General features: G+C 66.6%; 13 protein-coding genes. 12 read left to right on the forward strand and 1 reads right to left on the reverse strand.

What is annotated here, in order from left to right; genetic code table 11:
- Nucleotides 1–8: 8 nt before the first annotated feature.
- Nucleotides 9–674, reverse strand: a complete 666-nt coding sequence (locus tag NSQ78_RS09680) for a TetR family transcriptional regulator (protein ID WP_053463242.1) — start codon at nucleotides 672–674, stop codon at nucleotides 9–11.
- Nucleotides 675–987: 313 nt separating this feature from the next.
- Here NSQ78_RS09680 and ndk point away from each other — a divergent pair, with 313 nt between their 5' ends.
- The 12 genes from ndk to guaA all read left to right on the forward strand — a co-directional run bounded on the left by ndk (nucleotide 988) and on the right by guaA (nucleotide 15,908).
- Nucleotides 988–1,413: a nucleoside-diphosphate kinase gene (gene ndk / locus NSQ78_RS09685; RefSeq protein ID WP_005409295.1), complete on the forward strand. Its 426-nt coding sequence runs from the start codon at nucleotides 988–990 to the stop codon at nucleotides 1,411–1,413.
- Between the two features lie 10 nt (nucleotides 1,414–1,423).
- A complete protein-coding gene (gene rlmN, locus NSQ78_RS09690) occupies nucleotides 1,424–2,629 on the forward strand; it encodes a 23S rRNA (adenine(2503)-C(2))-methyltransferase RlmN (RefSeq protein WP_049464712.1) in 1,206 nt (401 codons plus the stop codon).
- Nucleotides 2,616–3,401: a type IV pilus biogenesis/stability protein PilW gene (gene pilW, locus NSQ78_RS09695; RefSeq protein WP_049464714.1), complete on the forward strand. Its 786-nt coding sequence runs from the start codon at nucleotides 2,616–2,618 to the stop codon at nucleotides 3,399–3,401. Before rlmN ends, pilW begins: the two co-directional genes overlap by 14 nt.
- A gap of 18 nt (nucleotides 3,402–3,419) precedes the next feature.
- Nucleotides 3,420–4,292, forward strand: coding sequence for a helix-turn-helix domain-containing protein (locus tag NSQ78_RS09700; protein WP_049464717.1), 873 nt, complete (start codon nucleotides 3,420–3,422; stop codon nucleotides 4,290–4,292).
- A gap of 64 nt (nucleotides 4,293–4,356) precedes the next feature.
- Nucleotides 4,357–4,995, forward strand: coding sequence for a tetratricopeptide repeat protein (locus NSQ78_RS09705; RefSeq protein ID WP_014646859.1), 639 nt, complete (start codon nucleotides 4,357–4,359; stop codon nucleotides 4,993–4,995).
- Nucleotides 4,995–6,203 (forward strand): outer membrane protein assembly factor BamB, encoded by a 1,209-nt coding sequence (gene bamB, locus NSQ78_RS09710; RefSeq protein ID WP_049464719.1) that lies wholly within the window; start codon nucleotides 4,995–4,997, stop codon nucleotides 6,201–6,203. Before NSQ78_RS09705 ends, bamB begins: the two co-directional genes overlap by 1 nt.
- Nucleotides 6,204–6,218: 15 nt before the next feature.
- A complete protein-coding gene (der, locus tag NSQ78_RS09715; RefSeq protein WP_057494082.1) occupies nucleotides 6,219–7,616 on the forward strand; it encodes a ribosome biogenesis GTPase Der in 1,398 nt (465 codons plus the stop codon).
- Between the two features lie 174 nt (nucleotides 7,617–7,790).
- Nucleotides 7,791–8,927, forward strand: coding sequence for a molybdopterin-synthase adenylyltransferase MoeB (gene moeB / locus NSQ78_RS09720; RefSeq protein ID WP_064238292.1), 1,137 nt, complete (start codon nucleotides 7,791–7,793; stop codon nucleotides 8,925–8,927).
- Between the two features lie 187 nt (nucleotides 8,928–9,114).
- Complete coding sequence (locus NSQ78_RS09725; RefSeq protein WP_064238293.1) at nucleotides 9,115–10,947, forward strand: monovalent cation:proton antiporter-2 (CPA2) family protein; 1,833 nt, start codon at nucleotides 9,115–9,117, stop codon at nucleotides 10,945–10,947.
- 698 nt (nucleotides 10,948–11,645) lie between these two features.
- Nucleotides 11,646–12,524 (forward strand): bifunctional methylenetetrahydrofolate dehydrogenase/methenyltetrahydrofolate cyclohydrolase FolD, encoded by an 879-nt coding sequence (gene folD, locus NSQ78_RS09730; RefSeq protein ID WP_005416247.1) that lies wholly within the window; start codon nucleotides 11,646–11,648, stop codon nucleotides 12,522–12,524.
- A 257-nt stretch (nucleotides 12,525–12,781) separates the two neighbouring features.
- On the forward strand, nucleotides 12,782–14,239 hold the full coding sequence (guaB, locus tag NSQ78_RS09735; RefSeq protein ID WP_032958143.1) for an IMP dehydrogenase: 1,458 nt from the start codon (nucleotides 12,782–12,784) through the stop codon (nucleotides 14,237–14,239).
- Nucleotides 14,240–14,342: 103 nt separating this feature from the next.
- Nucleotides 14,343–15,908, forward strand: a complete 1,566-nt coding sequence (gene guaA / locus NSQ78_RS09740; RefSeq protein ID WP_064238295.1) for a glutamine-hydrolyzing GMP synthase — start codon at nucleotides 14,343–14,345, stop codon at nucleotides 15,906–15,908.
- Nucleotides 15,909–16,064: the final 156 nt, after the last annotated feature.

A 16,064-nucleotide genomic window follows, 5' to 3' on the forward strand; every position in this document is an offset into this window, starting at 1 on the left:
GTCAGCAGTTACTGGGTGGAATCAAGGGAAGCGGGCAGGGCGCTGGCGCGTGCGGCGGCGCGGAACCCGGCTTCGGCGAAATGGATCAGTTCGTGGGCGGCATGGGCACGATGCGCCGCTTCGGTGACACCGGCGGGACGCTTGATCAGCCCGAAGTCGGCCATCGCATAGGTGAGCGAACCGGCCAGGAAGTCCAGGCGCCAGTACAGCTCTTCCTTGCTCAGGCCGGGCACGCACTCGCCGATGGCCTTGCCGAACGCACGCAGCACGTGGCCGTAGTGGTCGGACAGGAACTTGCGCAGGTTGTCGTTCTTCTCGGCGTAGGCGCGGGCGATCACGCGCACGAAAGCGCCGCCGTTCTGGCGGTCCTGGGCCAGTGCCAGTGCCGGTTCGACGAAGGCGGCCAGCACCGGGCGCAGCTGCCCGGGGTGTTCGCTGCGGGCGCGCTCGAGCTGCGCCAGACGGGCGCCGGTCATCTCGTCCATGCGGCGGCGGAATACCTCGTTGACCAGGTTTTCCTTGGAGCCGAAGTGGTAGTTGACCGCTGCGATGTTGACGTCGGCCTGGCTGGTCACCTGGCGCAGCGAGGTACCGGCGAAGCCGTGCTGTGCGAACAGCTCCTCGGCCGCGCCGAGGATCCGGTCCTTGGTCGAGAAGTGGGCGGGTTTGGCCATCGGCGGGCAGACCTTAATCAAACGATTGTTTGATACTAGGACCAGACGGTAGCGTATGGCATTTTGCAGTGCAGCAAAATCGGCCGGTCCGGTCAGATTTCACTCAGGTGGGTGAATGGGGTAGGGCCGGCCGCTGGCCGGCAGCCCCGAGGTTGAATGGCGCTCAATGCCAGCCAGCGGCCAGCACTACCACGCCAGCGCTTTATCTCTTACAATTCGCCTACGTTTATCAGGCTAAGCCCGCGTCCCGACGCGGGTTTTTTTCATGTTACCCTTCGGGCCATCCGCGGCCCGATTCCATTGGAGACATCCCATGGCGCTGGAGCGCACCCTTTCGATCATCAAGCCGGACGCCGTTGCCAAGAACGTCATCGGCGAAATCTACGCCCGCTTCGAGAAGGCCGGCCTGAAGGTCGTGGCCGCCAAGTACAAGCAGCTGTCGCGCCGTGAAGCCGAAGGCTTCTACGCCGTGCACCGCGAGCGTCCGTTCTTCAACGCGCTGGTCGAGTTCATGATCTCCGGCCCGGTGATGATCCAGGCCCTGGAAGGCGAGAACGCCGTCCTGGCCCACCGCGACCTGCTGGGCGCCACCAACCCGAAGGAAGCCGCGCCGGGCACCATCCGCGCCGACTTCGCCGAATCCATCGATGCCAACGCCGCCCACGGCTCGGACTCGGTCGAGAATGCCGCGATTGAAATCGCCTACTTCTTCGCCGCCACCGAAGTCGTCTCGCGCTGAGAGTAATGCCGTGAACGAGGTCGTACAGTCCCCCGCCATCCAGCCGCTGCCGAAGTCGGCACCCACGGCTGGCAAGCAGAACCTGCTCGACCTCGATCGCGCGGGCCTGGAGAAGTTTTTCGTCGAGGTTCTCGGCGAAAAGAAGTTCCGTGCCCACCAGGTGATGAAGTGGATCCACCATCGCTACGTCACCGACTTCGATGAAATGACCGATCTCGGCAAGGTCCTGCGCGCCAAGCTGCAGGCCCATGCCGAGGTCGTTGTCCCCAACATCGTGTTCGACAAGCCCTCCGCCGATGGCACCCACAAGTGGCTGCTGGCGATGGGCGTGGATGGCAAGAACGCCATCGAGACCGTGTACATCCCGGACAAGACCCGCGGCACGCTGTGCGTGTCCTCGCAGGTCGGCTGCGGCCTGAACTGCACGTTCTGCTCCACCGCCACCCAGGGTTTCAACCGCAACCTGACCACCGCCGAGATCATCGGCCAGGTGTGGGTCGCCGCGCGCCACCTGGGCAACGTGCCGCACCAGATGCGCCGCCTCACCAACGTGGTGATGATGGGCATGGGCGAGCCGCTGATGAATTTCGACAACGTCGTGCGCGCCATGAGCGTGATGCGCGACGACCTGGGCTACGGCCTGGCCAACAAGCGCGTGACCCTGTCGACCTCCGGCCTGGTGCCGCAGATCGACCGCCTGTCCGCCGAGAGCGACGTGTCGCTGGCGGTGTCGCTGCATGCGCCGAACGACGCGCTGCGCGAGACCTTGGTGCCGCTCAACAAGAAGTACCCGATCGCCGAGCTGATGGCCTCCTGCGCCCGCTACCTGCGCGCCAACAAGCGCCGCGAATCGGTCACCTTCGAATACACGCTGATGAAGGGCATCAACGACAAGCCCGAGCATGCCCGCGAGCTGGCGCGCCTGATGCGCCAGTTCGACAACGCGGTGCAGGCCAAGGATTCGGGCAAGGTCAACCTGATCCCGTTCAATCCGTTCCCGGGCACCCGCTACGAGCGTTCCGAGGAGGCCAACATCCGCGCCTTCCAGAAGATCCTGCTCGACAGCAACGTGCTGACCATGGTCCGCCGCACCCGTGGCGACGACATCGACGCCGCCTGTGGCCAGCTCAAGGGCCAGGTGATGGACCGCACCCGCCGCCAGGCGGAGTTCAACAAGACGCTGCAGGCGGGGAAGGGGAGCGATGCCGCAGCCTGACCGCCTCTGGCTGGTGCTGTGCGCAGGCGTGCTGGCCGTCGCGGTCGGTGGCTGCAAATCCCATCCCAAGGCCAAGCTCGGCCCGAGCCAGGCCCCGGTCTATTCGGTCGGTGACCCGGAAAGCGTCCGGCGCGAAGTGCGCTGGCGCGACCTGCTGACGCTGGCGACCCGCGACATGCAGGTCGGCAACCTCGATGCCGCCGAGCGCAAGGTGCGCGACGCGCTGAAACTGGCGCCCGAGGCCCCTGACGCGCTGGTGCTGCAGGCCGGTATCGACGACCGTCGTGGCCGCACCCGCCAGGCCGGCGAGAACTTCCGCAAGGCCGCCGAACTGGCGCCGCAGCGCGGCGACGTGCTCAACAACTACGGTGCCTGGCTGTGCCAGCAGGGCCGGCCGGCCGAATCGCTGGTCTGGTTCGACCGCGCGCTGCAGGCGCCGGGCTATCCCACCCCGGGCGAAGCGCAGGCCAATGCCGGCAGTTGCGCACTGGATGCGGGCCAGCTTGAGCGTGCCGAACGCGACCTGCGTGCGGCGCTCGTGGCGGCCCCGGCCAACCCGGTCGCGCTGGAGTCGATGGCCCAGCTGAGCTACCGCCAGGGCCGCTACATGGAGGCCCGGGCCTTCGCCGAACGTAGGATTGCGGCTGCACCCGCAACGCGTTCCGTGTTACAACTTGCGTCTCAAATCGAAGTGAAGCTGGGCGATCGGGCGGCATCTGATCGTTATCTGCAGCGGATTCGACAGGAATTTCCGCAGGAAGCGGGCTCCTAACTCCAGGGTTGATGCATTGTGATTGATGACCAGACTGTGAGCGCTCTCGAGACTGCGGCCGGCTGCGGCACCCGCCTGCGCCAGGCCCGTGAAGCGGCCGGACTGACCCTCGAAGATGTCGGCTCGCGCCTGCGCATGCCGGTCCAGGTGGTCAAGTCGCTGGAAGAGGAACAATGGCAGAAGCTGGGGGCGCCGGTGTTCGTGCGTGGCCAGCTGCGCAGCTATGCGCGCCTGCTCGACGTGGACGTGGGCCAGCTGCTGGAACAGGCCCAGGTCGGCCCGGTGGTTCCGCCCACCCTGGTCAGTCATACCCATACCCCGCGTGCGCGCCGCATCGCCGAGAACCTCGGCCGGCGCGTGCTGTATGTCGGCATCACCGCAGTCCTGGCAGTGCCGGTGTGGTTCGCCACCCGTGGCCATTTCGACGACAGCGCCACTCCGTCGCCGAACACCGCCTCGCTGGATGCGATCCCGGCCGCCGTGCCGGTGACCCCGGCCGCCGCCGGTACCGACGCCGCGGCCCCGGCTGACACGGCCACCGCCCCGGCCAGCAAGCCGGCCGCCACCCCGTACGTGGCCTCGCTGGCGCCGGTGCCGCGTCCGGCCCCGGCCCCGGCAGCGGCTGGCAACACGCTCGAAATGCAGTTCAGCGGCGACAGCTGGGTCGACATCGGCGGCCCGGACGGCAGCACCGTCGAGAAGGCGCTGATCAGGTCCGGCGAAACCCGCAGCTTCACGCCGGGCCAGGTGACCCGGGTGACCCTGGGCAACGCCTCGGCGGTCCAGGTTCAGCAGAACGGCGCTATCGTCGATCTGACCCCCTACCAGCGAGCCAACGTGGCACGCTTTCAGGTATCCTCTGAAGGCTCCGTGGTCCCGGTTTCGCACTGAGGCGCGGTTTCACCACCTTCGATAATCCCAATGGTCCCTCCCGATGGGCGGGGCGAGAGTACGCATGGCGATCGACGATCTGCTCGACGAGCACGAACAAAGTGAACGCGTCCGCAGCTGGCTGCGGAAGAATGGCGCCAGCATCCTCGGTGGCGTAGTCATCGCCATCGGTGCCATTGCCGGCTGGCAGTGGTACCAGAAGGATCAGGGCGGCAAGCTGGCCTCGGCCAATGTCGAGTACCAGAAGGCCCTGCAGGGCCTGCAGCAGAACAAGCTTGACGACGCCGCCAAGGCGGTCAAGGCGCTCGAAGCCGGCCCGTCCAGCATCTACGGCGACCTCGCGGCGCTGCAGCTGGCCAAGGCCCAGGTCGACGCTGGCAAGAACGAAGAAGCGCTGGCGACCCTGCGCAATGTGAAGGTCGAAGGCGACCTGCAGCGCGTGGTTGACCAGCGCGTGGCCCGCCTGCTGGTGGCCACCGGCAAGAGCGACGAGGCCATCAAGCTGCTGGGCAGCGCCACCGACAGCAGCAGCCTGGAAATCCATGGCGATGCGCTGATGGCGCAGGGCAAGCGTGATGAGGCCCGTGCACAGTACGAGAAGGCGCTGAAGACGCTGGACGTGGCAGCGCCGCAGCGGCGCCTGCTGGAAACCAAGGTTATGGACGCCGGCGGCACCGTCGCCGCCCCTGCGGAGTCGGTTTGATGAGTCAGAAGGTCATGATCACCCGCGTCGCCACCGTGCTCCTGATGGGCATGGCCCTGACCGGCTGCAGCACCATGAAGGGCTGGTTCGCCGGCAAGGACGCGGCCGCGAAGAAGGCACAGGAACCGGCTGAGCTGGTCAAGTTCGAGCCGACCGTGAAGGTCAGCAAGGTCTGGTCGGTCAACCTCGGCAAGGGCGAGCGCCGCATCGGCGTGCGCCAGGGCCCGGCGGTCGCCAACGGCCACGTGTTCGCTGCGGCGATCACCGGTGGCGTGCACGCCATCGACCTGCAGACCGGCAAGAAGGTCTGGACCTGGGAGCCGAAGAAGGAAAAGAAGAAGGCCAAGCTGCGCCTGTCCGGCGGCCCGGGTGTCGGTGAGAACCTGGTCGTGATCGGCACGCTGGATGGCCAGGTCATCGCGCTGGACATCAACGACGGCAGCGAGAAGTGGCGCGCCCGTGTCCCGGGTGAAGTCATTGCCGCGCCGGCCGTGGCCCAGGGCCTGGTCTACGTGCGCAGCAACGATGGCCGCGTCACCGCCTTCGATGCCGGCAACGGCACCCAGAAGTGGTTCAACCCGAGCGAGCTGCCGGCGCTGACCGTGCGCGGCAACGCGCCGGTGGTGACCGGTCCGGGCGTGCTGTTCATCGGCAAGGACGAGGGCGCGGTTGCCGCCCTGGCCCAGCAGGATGGCCGCACCCTGTGGGAGCAGAACCTGGGCAACGGCGAAGGCCGTACCGAGCTGGAGCGCATGGCCGACGTCGACGGCGCGCCGGTGCTGGAGGGCAACACCCTCTACGTGAGCAGCTTCAAGAACCAGACCATGGCCATCGAAGGCCCCACCGGTCGCCCCCTGTGGGCGCGCGACCATGGCGGTGCGGGTGGCGTGGCGGTGTCGTCGGGCAATGTGTTCGTCACCGACAACAAGGGCGGCGTGTTCGGCCTGGACAAGGCCAGCGGCGCAGCGATGTGGTCGCAGACCGCCTTGGCCCGTCGTTCGCTGACCGGCCCGGCGCTGCAGGGCGACTACGTCGTGGTCGGCGACTACAAGGGATACGTGCACTGGTTGCAGACCTCCGATGGTGCGATGGCGGCACGGGCAAAGAGCGGTGGTGATGCCCTGCTGGCCCAGCCGGTCGTCGCAGACGGGGTGCTGCTGGTGCAGAACGTGGATGGCAAGCTGACCGCCTTCCGGTTGGCAAATTAATACGGAGTAATCGCGATGCTGCCTTTGGTCGCCCTGGTTGGACGGCCGAATGTCGGCAAGTCGACCATTTTCAATGCGTTGACCCGCACGCGTGACGCCCTGGTCCATGACCAGCCCGGCGTCACCCGCGATCGCAACTACGGCGTCTGCCGCCTCGACGAGGACAACCATTTCCTGGTCGTGGATACCGGCGGTATCGCCGGTGAGGACGAAGGCCTGGCCGGTGCCACCACCCGCCAGGCGCGTGCGGCGGCTGCCGAAGCGGACCTGATCCTGTTCGTCGTCGATGCCCGCGAGGGCACCTCGGCGCTGGACGACGAGATCCTGTCCTGGCTGCGCAAGCTGTCGCGCCCGACGCTGCTGCTGATCAACAAGATCGACGGTACCGACGAGGACAGCGTCCGCTCCGAGTTCGCCCGTTACGGTTTCGGCGAGATGCTGACCGTGTCGGCCGCGCATCGCCAGGGCCTGGATGACCTGCTGGACGAAGTGATCCAGCGCCTGCCGGAAGAAGGCAGCGGCGAAGAGCTGGACAACGATCCGAACCGCATCCGCATCGCCTTCGTCGGCCGCCCGAACGTGGGCAAGTCGACCCTGGTCAACCGCATCCTCGGCGAGGAGCGCATGATCGCCTCCGACGTGCCGGGTACCACCCGTGACTCGATCGCGGTGGACCTGGAGCGTGATGGCCGCGAATACCGCCTGATCGATACCGCCGGCCTGCGCCGTCGCTCGCGCGTGGACGAGGTCGTCGAGAAGTTCTCGGTGGTCAAGACCATGCAGTCGATCGAGCAGTGCCAGGTGGCCGTGCTGATGCTCGACGCCACCGAAGGCGTGACCGACCAGGACGCCACCGTGCTCGGTGCCGTGCTCGATGCCGGCCGCGCGCTGGTGATCGCCATCAACAAGTGGGATGGCCTGACCGAGTACCAGCGCGAGCAGGCCGAAACCATGCTGTCGCTGAAGCTGGGCTTCGTGCCGTGGGCCGAGTCGGTGCGCATCTCGGCCAAGCATGGCTCGGGCCTGCGCGAGCTGTTCCGTGCGGTGCACCGCGCGCACGAATCGGCGAACAAGACCTTCACCACCAGCGAAGTGAACAAGGCGCTGGAAGTGGCCTACGAGACCAACCCGCCGCCGACCATCCGCGGCCATGTGTCCAAGCTGCGCTACGTGCACCCGGCCGGTTCCAACCCGCCGACCTTCATCGTGCACGGCACCCGCCTGAAGGAACTGCAGGAGTCGTACAAGCGCTACCTGGAGAACTTCTTCCGCAAGCGCTTCAAGCTGATCGGCACGCCGGTGAGCTTCATCTTCCGCGAGGGTACCAACCCGTACGAGGGCAAGAAGAACGTCCTCACCGAGCGGCAGATCAAGGCCAAGCGGCGCTTGATGAAGCACGTCAAGGGCAAGTGATTCACGAGAAGGCGGCCGCAGGGCCGCCTTTCTTTTTGTGGTAGTGCCGGCCGCTGGCCGGCAACCCTGCGTCATCCCGTGCGTTCATGGCCAAGCCGGCCGGCGGCCGGCACTCCCCCATGCTTGCAGGTATCGGCCAAGGCGGCCTGCCGCCACGTGCGTGATAATGCGTCCATGAGCATCCCAGAGCTTTCCCCCGCACAGGCGCGCGAGCGTCTGGCCCATGGCGCCGTGCTGATCGATGTGCGCGAGGCGCACGAACGGGCCGGCGGCATGGCAGAGGGCGCGCGCGGCGTGTCCAAGGGCGAACTGCAGGCCGACCCGGCCGCGCATCTGCCGCGGCACGACCAGGAGATCCTGCTGATCTGCCAGAGCGGCAAGCGCTCAGCCGATGCCGCGCAGCGCCTGCTGGAGGCTGGATACACCCGTGTGGCTTCCGTGACCGGCGGCACCGTGGCCTGGCGCGAGCAGTCGCTGCCGCTGGTGCAGCCGCTGGCCAGCGCCGCCGAGCGTGATTTCTTTGATCGCTATTCGCGCCACCTGCTGCTGCCGCAGGTGGGCGAGGCCGGCCAGCGCCGGCTGCAGCAATCGCGCGTGCTGGTGCTGGGCGCGGGCGGTTTGGGCGCGCCGGCCGGTTTTTACCTGGCGGCAGCCGGGGTGGGGCACCTGCGTTTTGCCGACCACGACCGCGTGGAGCGCAGCAACCTGCACCGCCAGATCGTGCATACCGAGGCCAGCGTCGGCCAGCTCAAGGTCGATTCGGCGCGCGAGCGGCTGCTGGCGTTGAATCCGTCGATCGAGGTCGAGGCGGTGCCCGAGCGGGTCACCTCCGAAAACGTGGATGCGTTGCTGGACGGCGTGGGCGTGGTGCTGGATGGGTCGGACAATTTCCCGCTGCGCTACCTGCTCAACGACGCCTGCATCAAGCACGCCAAGCCGCTGGTCTACGCCGCCATCGAGCGCTTTGACGGCCAGGTAAGCGTGTTTGACGCTGGCCGCCAGCGTGGCGTGGCGCCGTGCTACCGCTGCCTGTTCCCCGAGCCGCCGCCGCCGGAGTTCGCGCCGAACTGTTCCGAGGCCGGCGTGCTGGGCGTGCTGCCTGGCTTGGCCGGCGTGCTGCAGGCGACCGAGGTGCTGAAGCTGCTGCTGGGCATCGGTGAGCCACTCGTCGGTCGGCTGCTGCGCTTCGATGCGCTGGGCATGCGATTTCGTGAGACAGGCATCCGGCCCGACCCGAAGTGCCCGGTGTGTGCGGCGGGTGTGCCGTTCCCGGGGTATATCGATTACGCCGCGTTCTGCCGGGGTGGGTGAATCCGGCCGGGCGTCATCCACGCAGGGCGTGGATCTACAGCGACGTGCAATGGTTTCGGGATGATGCTGGGGCGGTTACCCACCATCGTTCCACCTCCAAGACAATCCGGCGCAACATGCGTGCTATTGCCGTCATCGGCATTGCTCTATTGTTGAACCCGATTCTGGATCTTGGGGAACACACCGCATGGCGGTAGAAGCAGCGACCAGCGAGCTGGTCAAGGTCGTCGCCCTGCTGGGCGCGGCGGTGGTGATGGTGCCCTTGTTCCGCCGGGCCGGCCTGGGCTCGGTGCTGGGCTACTTCGCTGCCGGCCTGGCGATCGGACCGTTCGGCCTGGGCTGGTTCTCCGACCCGCAGGCGATCCTGCATACCGCCGAACTCGGCGTGGTGATGTTCCTGTTCGTGATCGGCCTGGAAATGCGGCCCTCGCACTTGTGGAGCCTGCGCAAGGAAATCTTCGGGCTGGGCACGCTGCAGATCGTCACCTGTGCGCTGGTGCTGACCAGCATCGCCAAGCTGTTCGGCTTCCCCTGGCAGGTCGCCTTCATCGGCGCCACCGGCTTCGTGCTCACTTCCACCGCGGTGGTGATGCAGCTGCTGGCCGAGCGCGGCGACATCGCGCTGCCGTCGGGGCAGAAGATCGTTTCGATCCTGCTGTTCGAAGACTTGCTGATCGTACCGTTGCTGGCGCTGGTGGCGTGGATGGCGCCGAGCGCGGGCAGTGCCGATGGCGAGGGTTCACGCTGGTTGTCGGTGGCCATCGGCGTGGGCGCCATCGTCGGCCTGGTGCTGGTCGGCCGCTTCCTGCTCAATCCGCTGTTCCGCGTGCTGGCCGAATCGAAGGCGCGCGAGGTGATGACCGCCGCCGCGCTGCTGGTGGTGCTGGGTGCGGCACTGCTGATGCAGCTGTCCGGCCTGTCGATGGCGATGGGCGCGTTCCTGGCCGGCGTGCTGCTGAGCGAGTCGACCTTCCGCCACCAGATCGAAGCGGACATCGAGCCGTTCCGCGGCATCCTGCTGGGCCTGTTCTTCCTCAGCGTGGGCATGGCGCTGGACTTGGGCGTGGTGGCCGGCAACTGGCCGCTGATCCTCGGCCTGGTGCTGGCGCTGATGGCAGCCAAGGCACTGTGCATCTACGTGGTCGCGCGCATCATGGGCAGCGACCACGCGCAGGCGCTGGACCGCGGCGTGCTGATGGCGCAGGGCGGCGAGTTCGCCTTCGTGCTGTTCTCGGCCGCCGCATCGGCCGGCGTGATCAACCTGGAGATCAATGCCAACTTCACCGCGGTGGTGGTGCTGTCGATGGCGCTGACCCCGCTGGTGGTGCTGGTCTACAAGCGCATCGCGCCGAAGCCGACGGTGAACATGGACGGCGTGGACGAGGCCGAGGGCCTGTCCGGCAGCGTGCTGCTGATCGGCTTCGGCCGCTTCGGCCAGGTGGCCAGCCAGTCGCTGCTGGCGCGCGACGTGGACGTGACCATCATCGACAACGATGTGGAGATGATCCAGAGCGCCGCGCGCTTCGGTTTCAAGATCTATTACGGCGACGGTACGCGACTGGACGTGCTGCATGCCTCGGGCGCGGCCACCGCACGTGCGATTGCGGTGTGCGTGGACAAGGCCGAGGCCGCCGACCGCATCGTCGAACTGGTGTCGCACGAGTTCCCGCAGGCCAAGCTGATGGTGCGCTCGTTCGACCGCGAACATTCGCTGCGGCTGATCCATGCCGGCGTCGATTTCCAGATCCGCGAGACGTTTGAATCGGCGGTTTTGTTCGGCCAGGCCGCGCTGGTGGAACTGGGTGCGGATGAAGACGACGCGGTGGAGATTGCCGAGCAGATCCGTCGCCGCGATGCCGAGCGATTTGAGTTGGAAATTGCGGGTGGTGGTTTGAATGCGGGCGCCAAGATGGTGTTCGGCAACTCCGGCCAGGGCGTGCCGACGCCGACGCCGTTCACCGCGCCGAAGCGGGCAAGCAAGACGTTGAACCCGCAGGACGTGCCGGAAGAGGAAGAATAAAGCCCGCGCGCTGATCGCTTGGTAGTGCCGGCCGCTGGCCGGCGGATGCGGAAACGTTCCGACGTCATGGGGGTTACCAGCGGCGGTACACGACCGTGTGGGGAATTGCCGAAGTCGGTGGTTGGTAGTGCCGGCCGCTGGTACAGATACGCGAACGTTTCGACGTCATGGGGGTTACCAGCGGCGGCACACTACCGTGTGGGGAATTGCCGAAGCCGCGGTTGGTCGTGCTTAAACCGCTGGTAGGCAGATGCGCGAACGTTCCGGCGTCATGGGGTTGTACCAGCGGTACACTACCGTGTGAGGAATTGCCGAAGCCGGCGGTTGGTCGTGTACCGCTGGTAACAGATGCGCGAACGTTCCGATGTCATGAGGTTGTACCAGCGGCGGCCTACACTACCGGCGGGGAATTGCCGAAGCCGCGGTTGGTCGTGCTTAAGCCGCTGGTAGGCGCAGATGCGGAAACGTTCCGACGTCATGGGGTGTTAGCCCAGCGGCGGTGGCACGACCGTCTTGGGAATTGCTGAAGCCGCGGTTGGTCGTGCCGGCCGCTGGTACAGATGCGCAAACGTTCCGACGTCATGAGGTTGTACCAGCGGCGGCCGGCACTACCGGTGCGCGGAGTCGGCGCACGGCGGTGGGCGAGGGGGCCTGAATCAGGGACAATAGTGTCCCCGCCGCTCCACGCCTGCCCCCCGATGACTGATTCCGCCGCCCCGCATCCTGCCCGCATCCTTGATGGCCGCCGTATCGCCGAGGACCTGCTCGACAGCCTGAAGGTGCGCGTCGACGCCCGCGTGGCCGCGGGTGGCAGCCGCCCGGGCCTGGCCGTGGTGCTGGTCGGCGGCGACCCGGCCTCGACGGTGTACGTGCGCAACAAGCGCCGTGCCGCCGAGAAGGTCGGCATCGAGGCGCATGACTACGACCTGCCGGCCGGTACCACCGAAGCCGAACTGCTCGACCTGATCGACCAGCTCAACGCCGATCCGAAGATCAACGGCATCCTGATCCAGCTGCCGCTGCCGGGCATCCCGGACGCGCGCCGGCTGATCCAGCGCATCGACCCGCGCAAGGACGTGGACGGCTTCCACCCGGAAAACGTCGGCCACCTGGCCCTGCGCGAGTTCGGCCTGCGCCCGTGCACCCCGCGCGGCATCACCACGCTGCTGGGCCACACCGACCAGCCGGTGCGCGGCCGCAACGCCACCATCGTGGGCGTGAGCAACCACGTCGGCCGCCCGATGGGCCTGGAACTGCTGATTGCCGGCTGCACCGTGACCAGCTGCCACAAGTTCACCCCCAAGGACGTGCTGGAACAGGCCGTGCGCAACGCCGACATCCTGGTGGTGGCGGTGGGCCGCCCCGGCATCGTGCCGGGTGAGTGGGTGAAGCCGGGCGCGGTGGTGATCGACGTCGGTATCAATCGCCTGGACGACGGCCGCCTGGTGGGCGACGTCGGGTTTGAAGCGGCCGCCCAGCGGGCGAGCTGGATCACCCCGGTGCCGGGTGGCGTGGGCCCGATGACCGTGGCCACGCTGATGCAGAACACCCTGGAAGCGGCGGAAGCGCTGAGCTGACCTTTTGGGGTGGGGGCGACCGTTGGCCTGCTCCTGGTAGGTGCCAACCTGGGTTGGCACACAGCCATCAGGGCCATCGGCCCATCTGGGGTACCGGTGCCGGACGGGTCGTGCCAACCCAAGTTGGCACCCACCAAAGCGGTAGCCGGGCCCCTGAACCAATCGCCGCCGGCGCGACACTGCGTCGCATCTACCCCCTGCCACGCGGCGCGAAAACAGGGTAAAATGTCGCGCTTCCCCACATCTCGGGTATGCCGATGCTGCGCATCCAGGCTGAAGCACTCACTTACGACGACGTCTCGCTCGTCCCCGCCCACTCGACCATCCTGCCCAAGGACGTCAACCTCGAAACGCGGTTGACCCGAGACCTGAAGCTCAAGCTTCCGATCCTGTCCGCAGCCATGGACACCGTCACCGAAGCCCGCCTGGCCATCGCCATGGCCCAGCTCGGCGGCATGGGCATCATCCACAAGAATCTCAGCCTGGAACAGCAGGCCGCGGAAGTGGCCAAGGTCAAGAAGTTCGAGGCCGGTGTCATCCGCGACCCGATCACCGTTGGTCCGGAAACCACCATCCGCGACGTGCTGGCCCTGACCCAGGCGCACAACATCTCCGGCGTGCCGGTGGTGGGCAGCGACGGCCAGCTGGCCGGCATCGTGACCCACCGCGACATGCGCTTCGAGACCGAGCTGGACGACCCGGTCCGCCACATCATGACCAAGAAGGATCGCCTGATCACGGTCAAGGAAGGCGCCGCGTCCGACGAAGTGCTGCAGCTGCTGCACCGCAACCGCATCGAAAAGGTGCTGGTGGTCAATGATTCGTTCGAACTGCGTGGCCTGATCACCGTCAAGGACATCCAGAAGAACACCGACTTCCCCAACGCTGCCAAGGACCTGTCGACCCGCCTGCTGGTCGGCGCTGCCGTCGGCGTGGGTGGCGATACCGATCGCCGCGTGGAAGCGCTGGTCGCCGCCGGCGTGGACGTGATCGTGGTCGATACCGCGCACGGCCACTCGCAGGGCGTGCTGGACCGCGTCAGCTGGGTCAAGAAGAACTTCCCGAACGTGCAGGTCATCGGTGGCAACATCTGCACCGGCGAAGCCGCACTGGCGCTGCTGGACAGCGGCGCTGACGCCGTGAAGGTCGGCATCGGCCCGGGCTCGATCTGCACCACCCGCGTCGTCGCCGGCGTCGGCGTGCCGCAGGTCACCGCCATTGATCTGGTGGCCGAAGCCCTGCAGGACCGCATCCCGCTGATCGCCGACGGTGGCATCCGCTACTCGGGCGACATCGGCAAGGCGCTGGCCGCCGGTGCCTCGACCATCATGGTCGGCGGCCTGCTGGCCGGTACCGAGGAATCGCCGGGCGAGACCGAGCTGTACCAGGGCCGTTCGTACAAGAGCTACCGCGGCATGGGTTCGCTGGCTGCCATGGAGAAGGGGTCGAAGGACCGCTACTTCCAGGACGCCGCCACCGCCGACAAGCTGGTGCCGGAAGGCATCGAAGGCCGCGTGCCGTACCGCGGCCCGGTGGGCGGCATCATCCACCAGCTGATGGGCGGCCTGCGCGCCACCATGGGCTACGTGGGCTGCGCCACCATCGACGAGATGCGCAGCAAGCCCAAGTTCGTGAAGATCAGCGGCGCCGGCCAGCGTGAGAGCCACGTCCACGACGTGACGATCACCAAAGAGCCGCCGAACTACCGCGCCTGACGCGGGCCGAGCAAAGAGGAACGGGGAAGCACTTCCCGTTCCTCTTTCTCCATCTGCCGCAGTAAATCTGATTTCGTTTTCCCTACTGCATTGCCGGGGCGCCATGACCAACATCCATAACGACAAGATCCTCATCCTCGATTTCGGCGCGCAGTACACGCAGCTGATCGCCCGCCGCATCCGCGAGCTGGGCGTCTACTGCGAAATCTGGGCGTGGGACCATAACCCGGCCGAGATCGCCGCGTTCGGCGCCAAGGGCATCATCCTGTCCGGTGGCCCGGAATCGACCACGCTGCCGGGCGCTCCGGCTGCGCCGCAGGAAGTGTTCGACAGCGGCCTGCCGATCTTCGGCATCTGCTATGGCATGCAGACCCTGGCTGCGCAGCTGGGCGGTGCCACCGAAGCCGCTGACCAGCGCGAGTTCGGCCACGCCGAAGTGAACGTGATCAACCCGGATGCACTGTTCAAGGGCCTGAGCGACCACGGCGGCGAGCCGAAGCTGAATGTCTGGATGAGCCACGGCGACCACGTCTCCGTTGCACCGCCAGGCTTCACCGTCACCGCCACCACCGACCGCATTCCGGTGGCCGCCATGGCCAACGAAGAAAAGCGCTGGTACGGCGTGCAGTTCCACCCGGAAGTGACCCACACCCTGCAGGGCCAGGCGCTGCTGCGCCGCTTCGTGGTGGACGTGTGCGGCTGCCAGACCCTGTGGACCGCCGCCAACATCATCGACGACCAGATCGCCCGCGTGCGCGAACAGGTGGGTGATGACGAAGTGATCCTGGGCCTGTCCGGCGGCGTCGATTCGTCCGTGGTGGCCGCGCTGCTGCACAAGGCCATCGGCGAAAAGCTGACCTGCGTGTTCGTGGATACCGGCCTGCTGCGCTGGCAGGAAGGCGACCAGGTGATGGCGATGTTCGCCGAGCACATGGGCGTGAAGGTGGTGCGCGTGAACGCTGCCGATCGATACTTCGCCGCGCTGGAAGGCGTGAGCGACCCGGAAGCCAAGCGCAAGATCATCGGCAACCTGTTCGTTGAGATCTTCGACGAAGAGTCGAACAAGCTGAAGAATGCCAAGTGGCTGGCGCAGGGCACCATCTACCCGGACGTGATCGAGTCGGCCGGCAGCAAGACCGGCAAGGCGCACGTGATCAAGAGCCACCACAACGTGGGCGGGCTGCCGGAGCACATGAAGCTGGGCCTGGTGGAGCCGCTGCGCGAGCTGTTCAAGGACGAAGTGCGCCGCCTGGGTGTTGAGCTGGGCCTGCCGCGCACCATGGTCTACCGCCATCCGTTCCCGGGCCCGGGCCTGGGCGTGCGTATCCTGGGCGAAGTGAAGCGCGAGTACGCCGAGCTGCTGGCCAAGGCCGATGCCATCTTCATTGATGAGCTGCGCAAGGCGGATCTGTACGACAAGACCAGCCAGGCGTTTGCCGTGTTCCTGCCGGTGAAGTCGGTGGGCGTGGTGGGCGATGCGCGGGCTTATGAGTGGGTGATTGCGCTGCGGGCCGTGGAGACGATCGACTTCATGACCGCGCACTGGGCGCATCTGCCGTATGAGTTCCTGGGGACGGTGAGCAACCGGATCATCAATGAGTTGCGGGGGGTGTCGAGGGTGGTTTATGACATCTCGGGGAAGCCGCCGGCTACTATTGAGTGGGAGTGAGTTGGGAGAATGAGGGCGCCGAGAGGCGCCCTTGCTCTTTTAGATTGATGATGTGGAGGGTTGGCGAAATTCTCTTTACCAACACCGGATTTCTCATGAATGATTGAGTTACGATGTGTTAAGCCTTGGGGTCTGGCGTATCAGAAGATCCTCGAG

Origin of the sequence: Stenotrophomonas sp. FSL W7-1447, assembly GCF_037966425.1 — a bacterium.
Classification (GTDB): domain Bacteria; phylum Pseudomonadota; class Gammaproteobacteria; order Xanthomonadales; family Xanthomonadaceae; genus Stenotrophomonas; species Stenotrophomonas pavanii.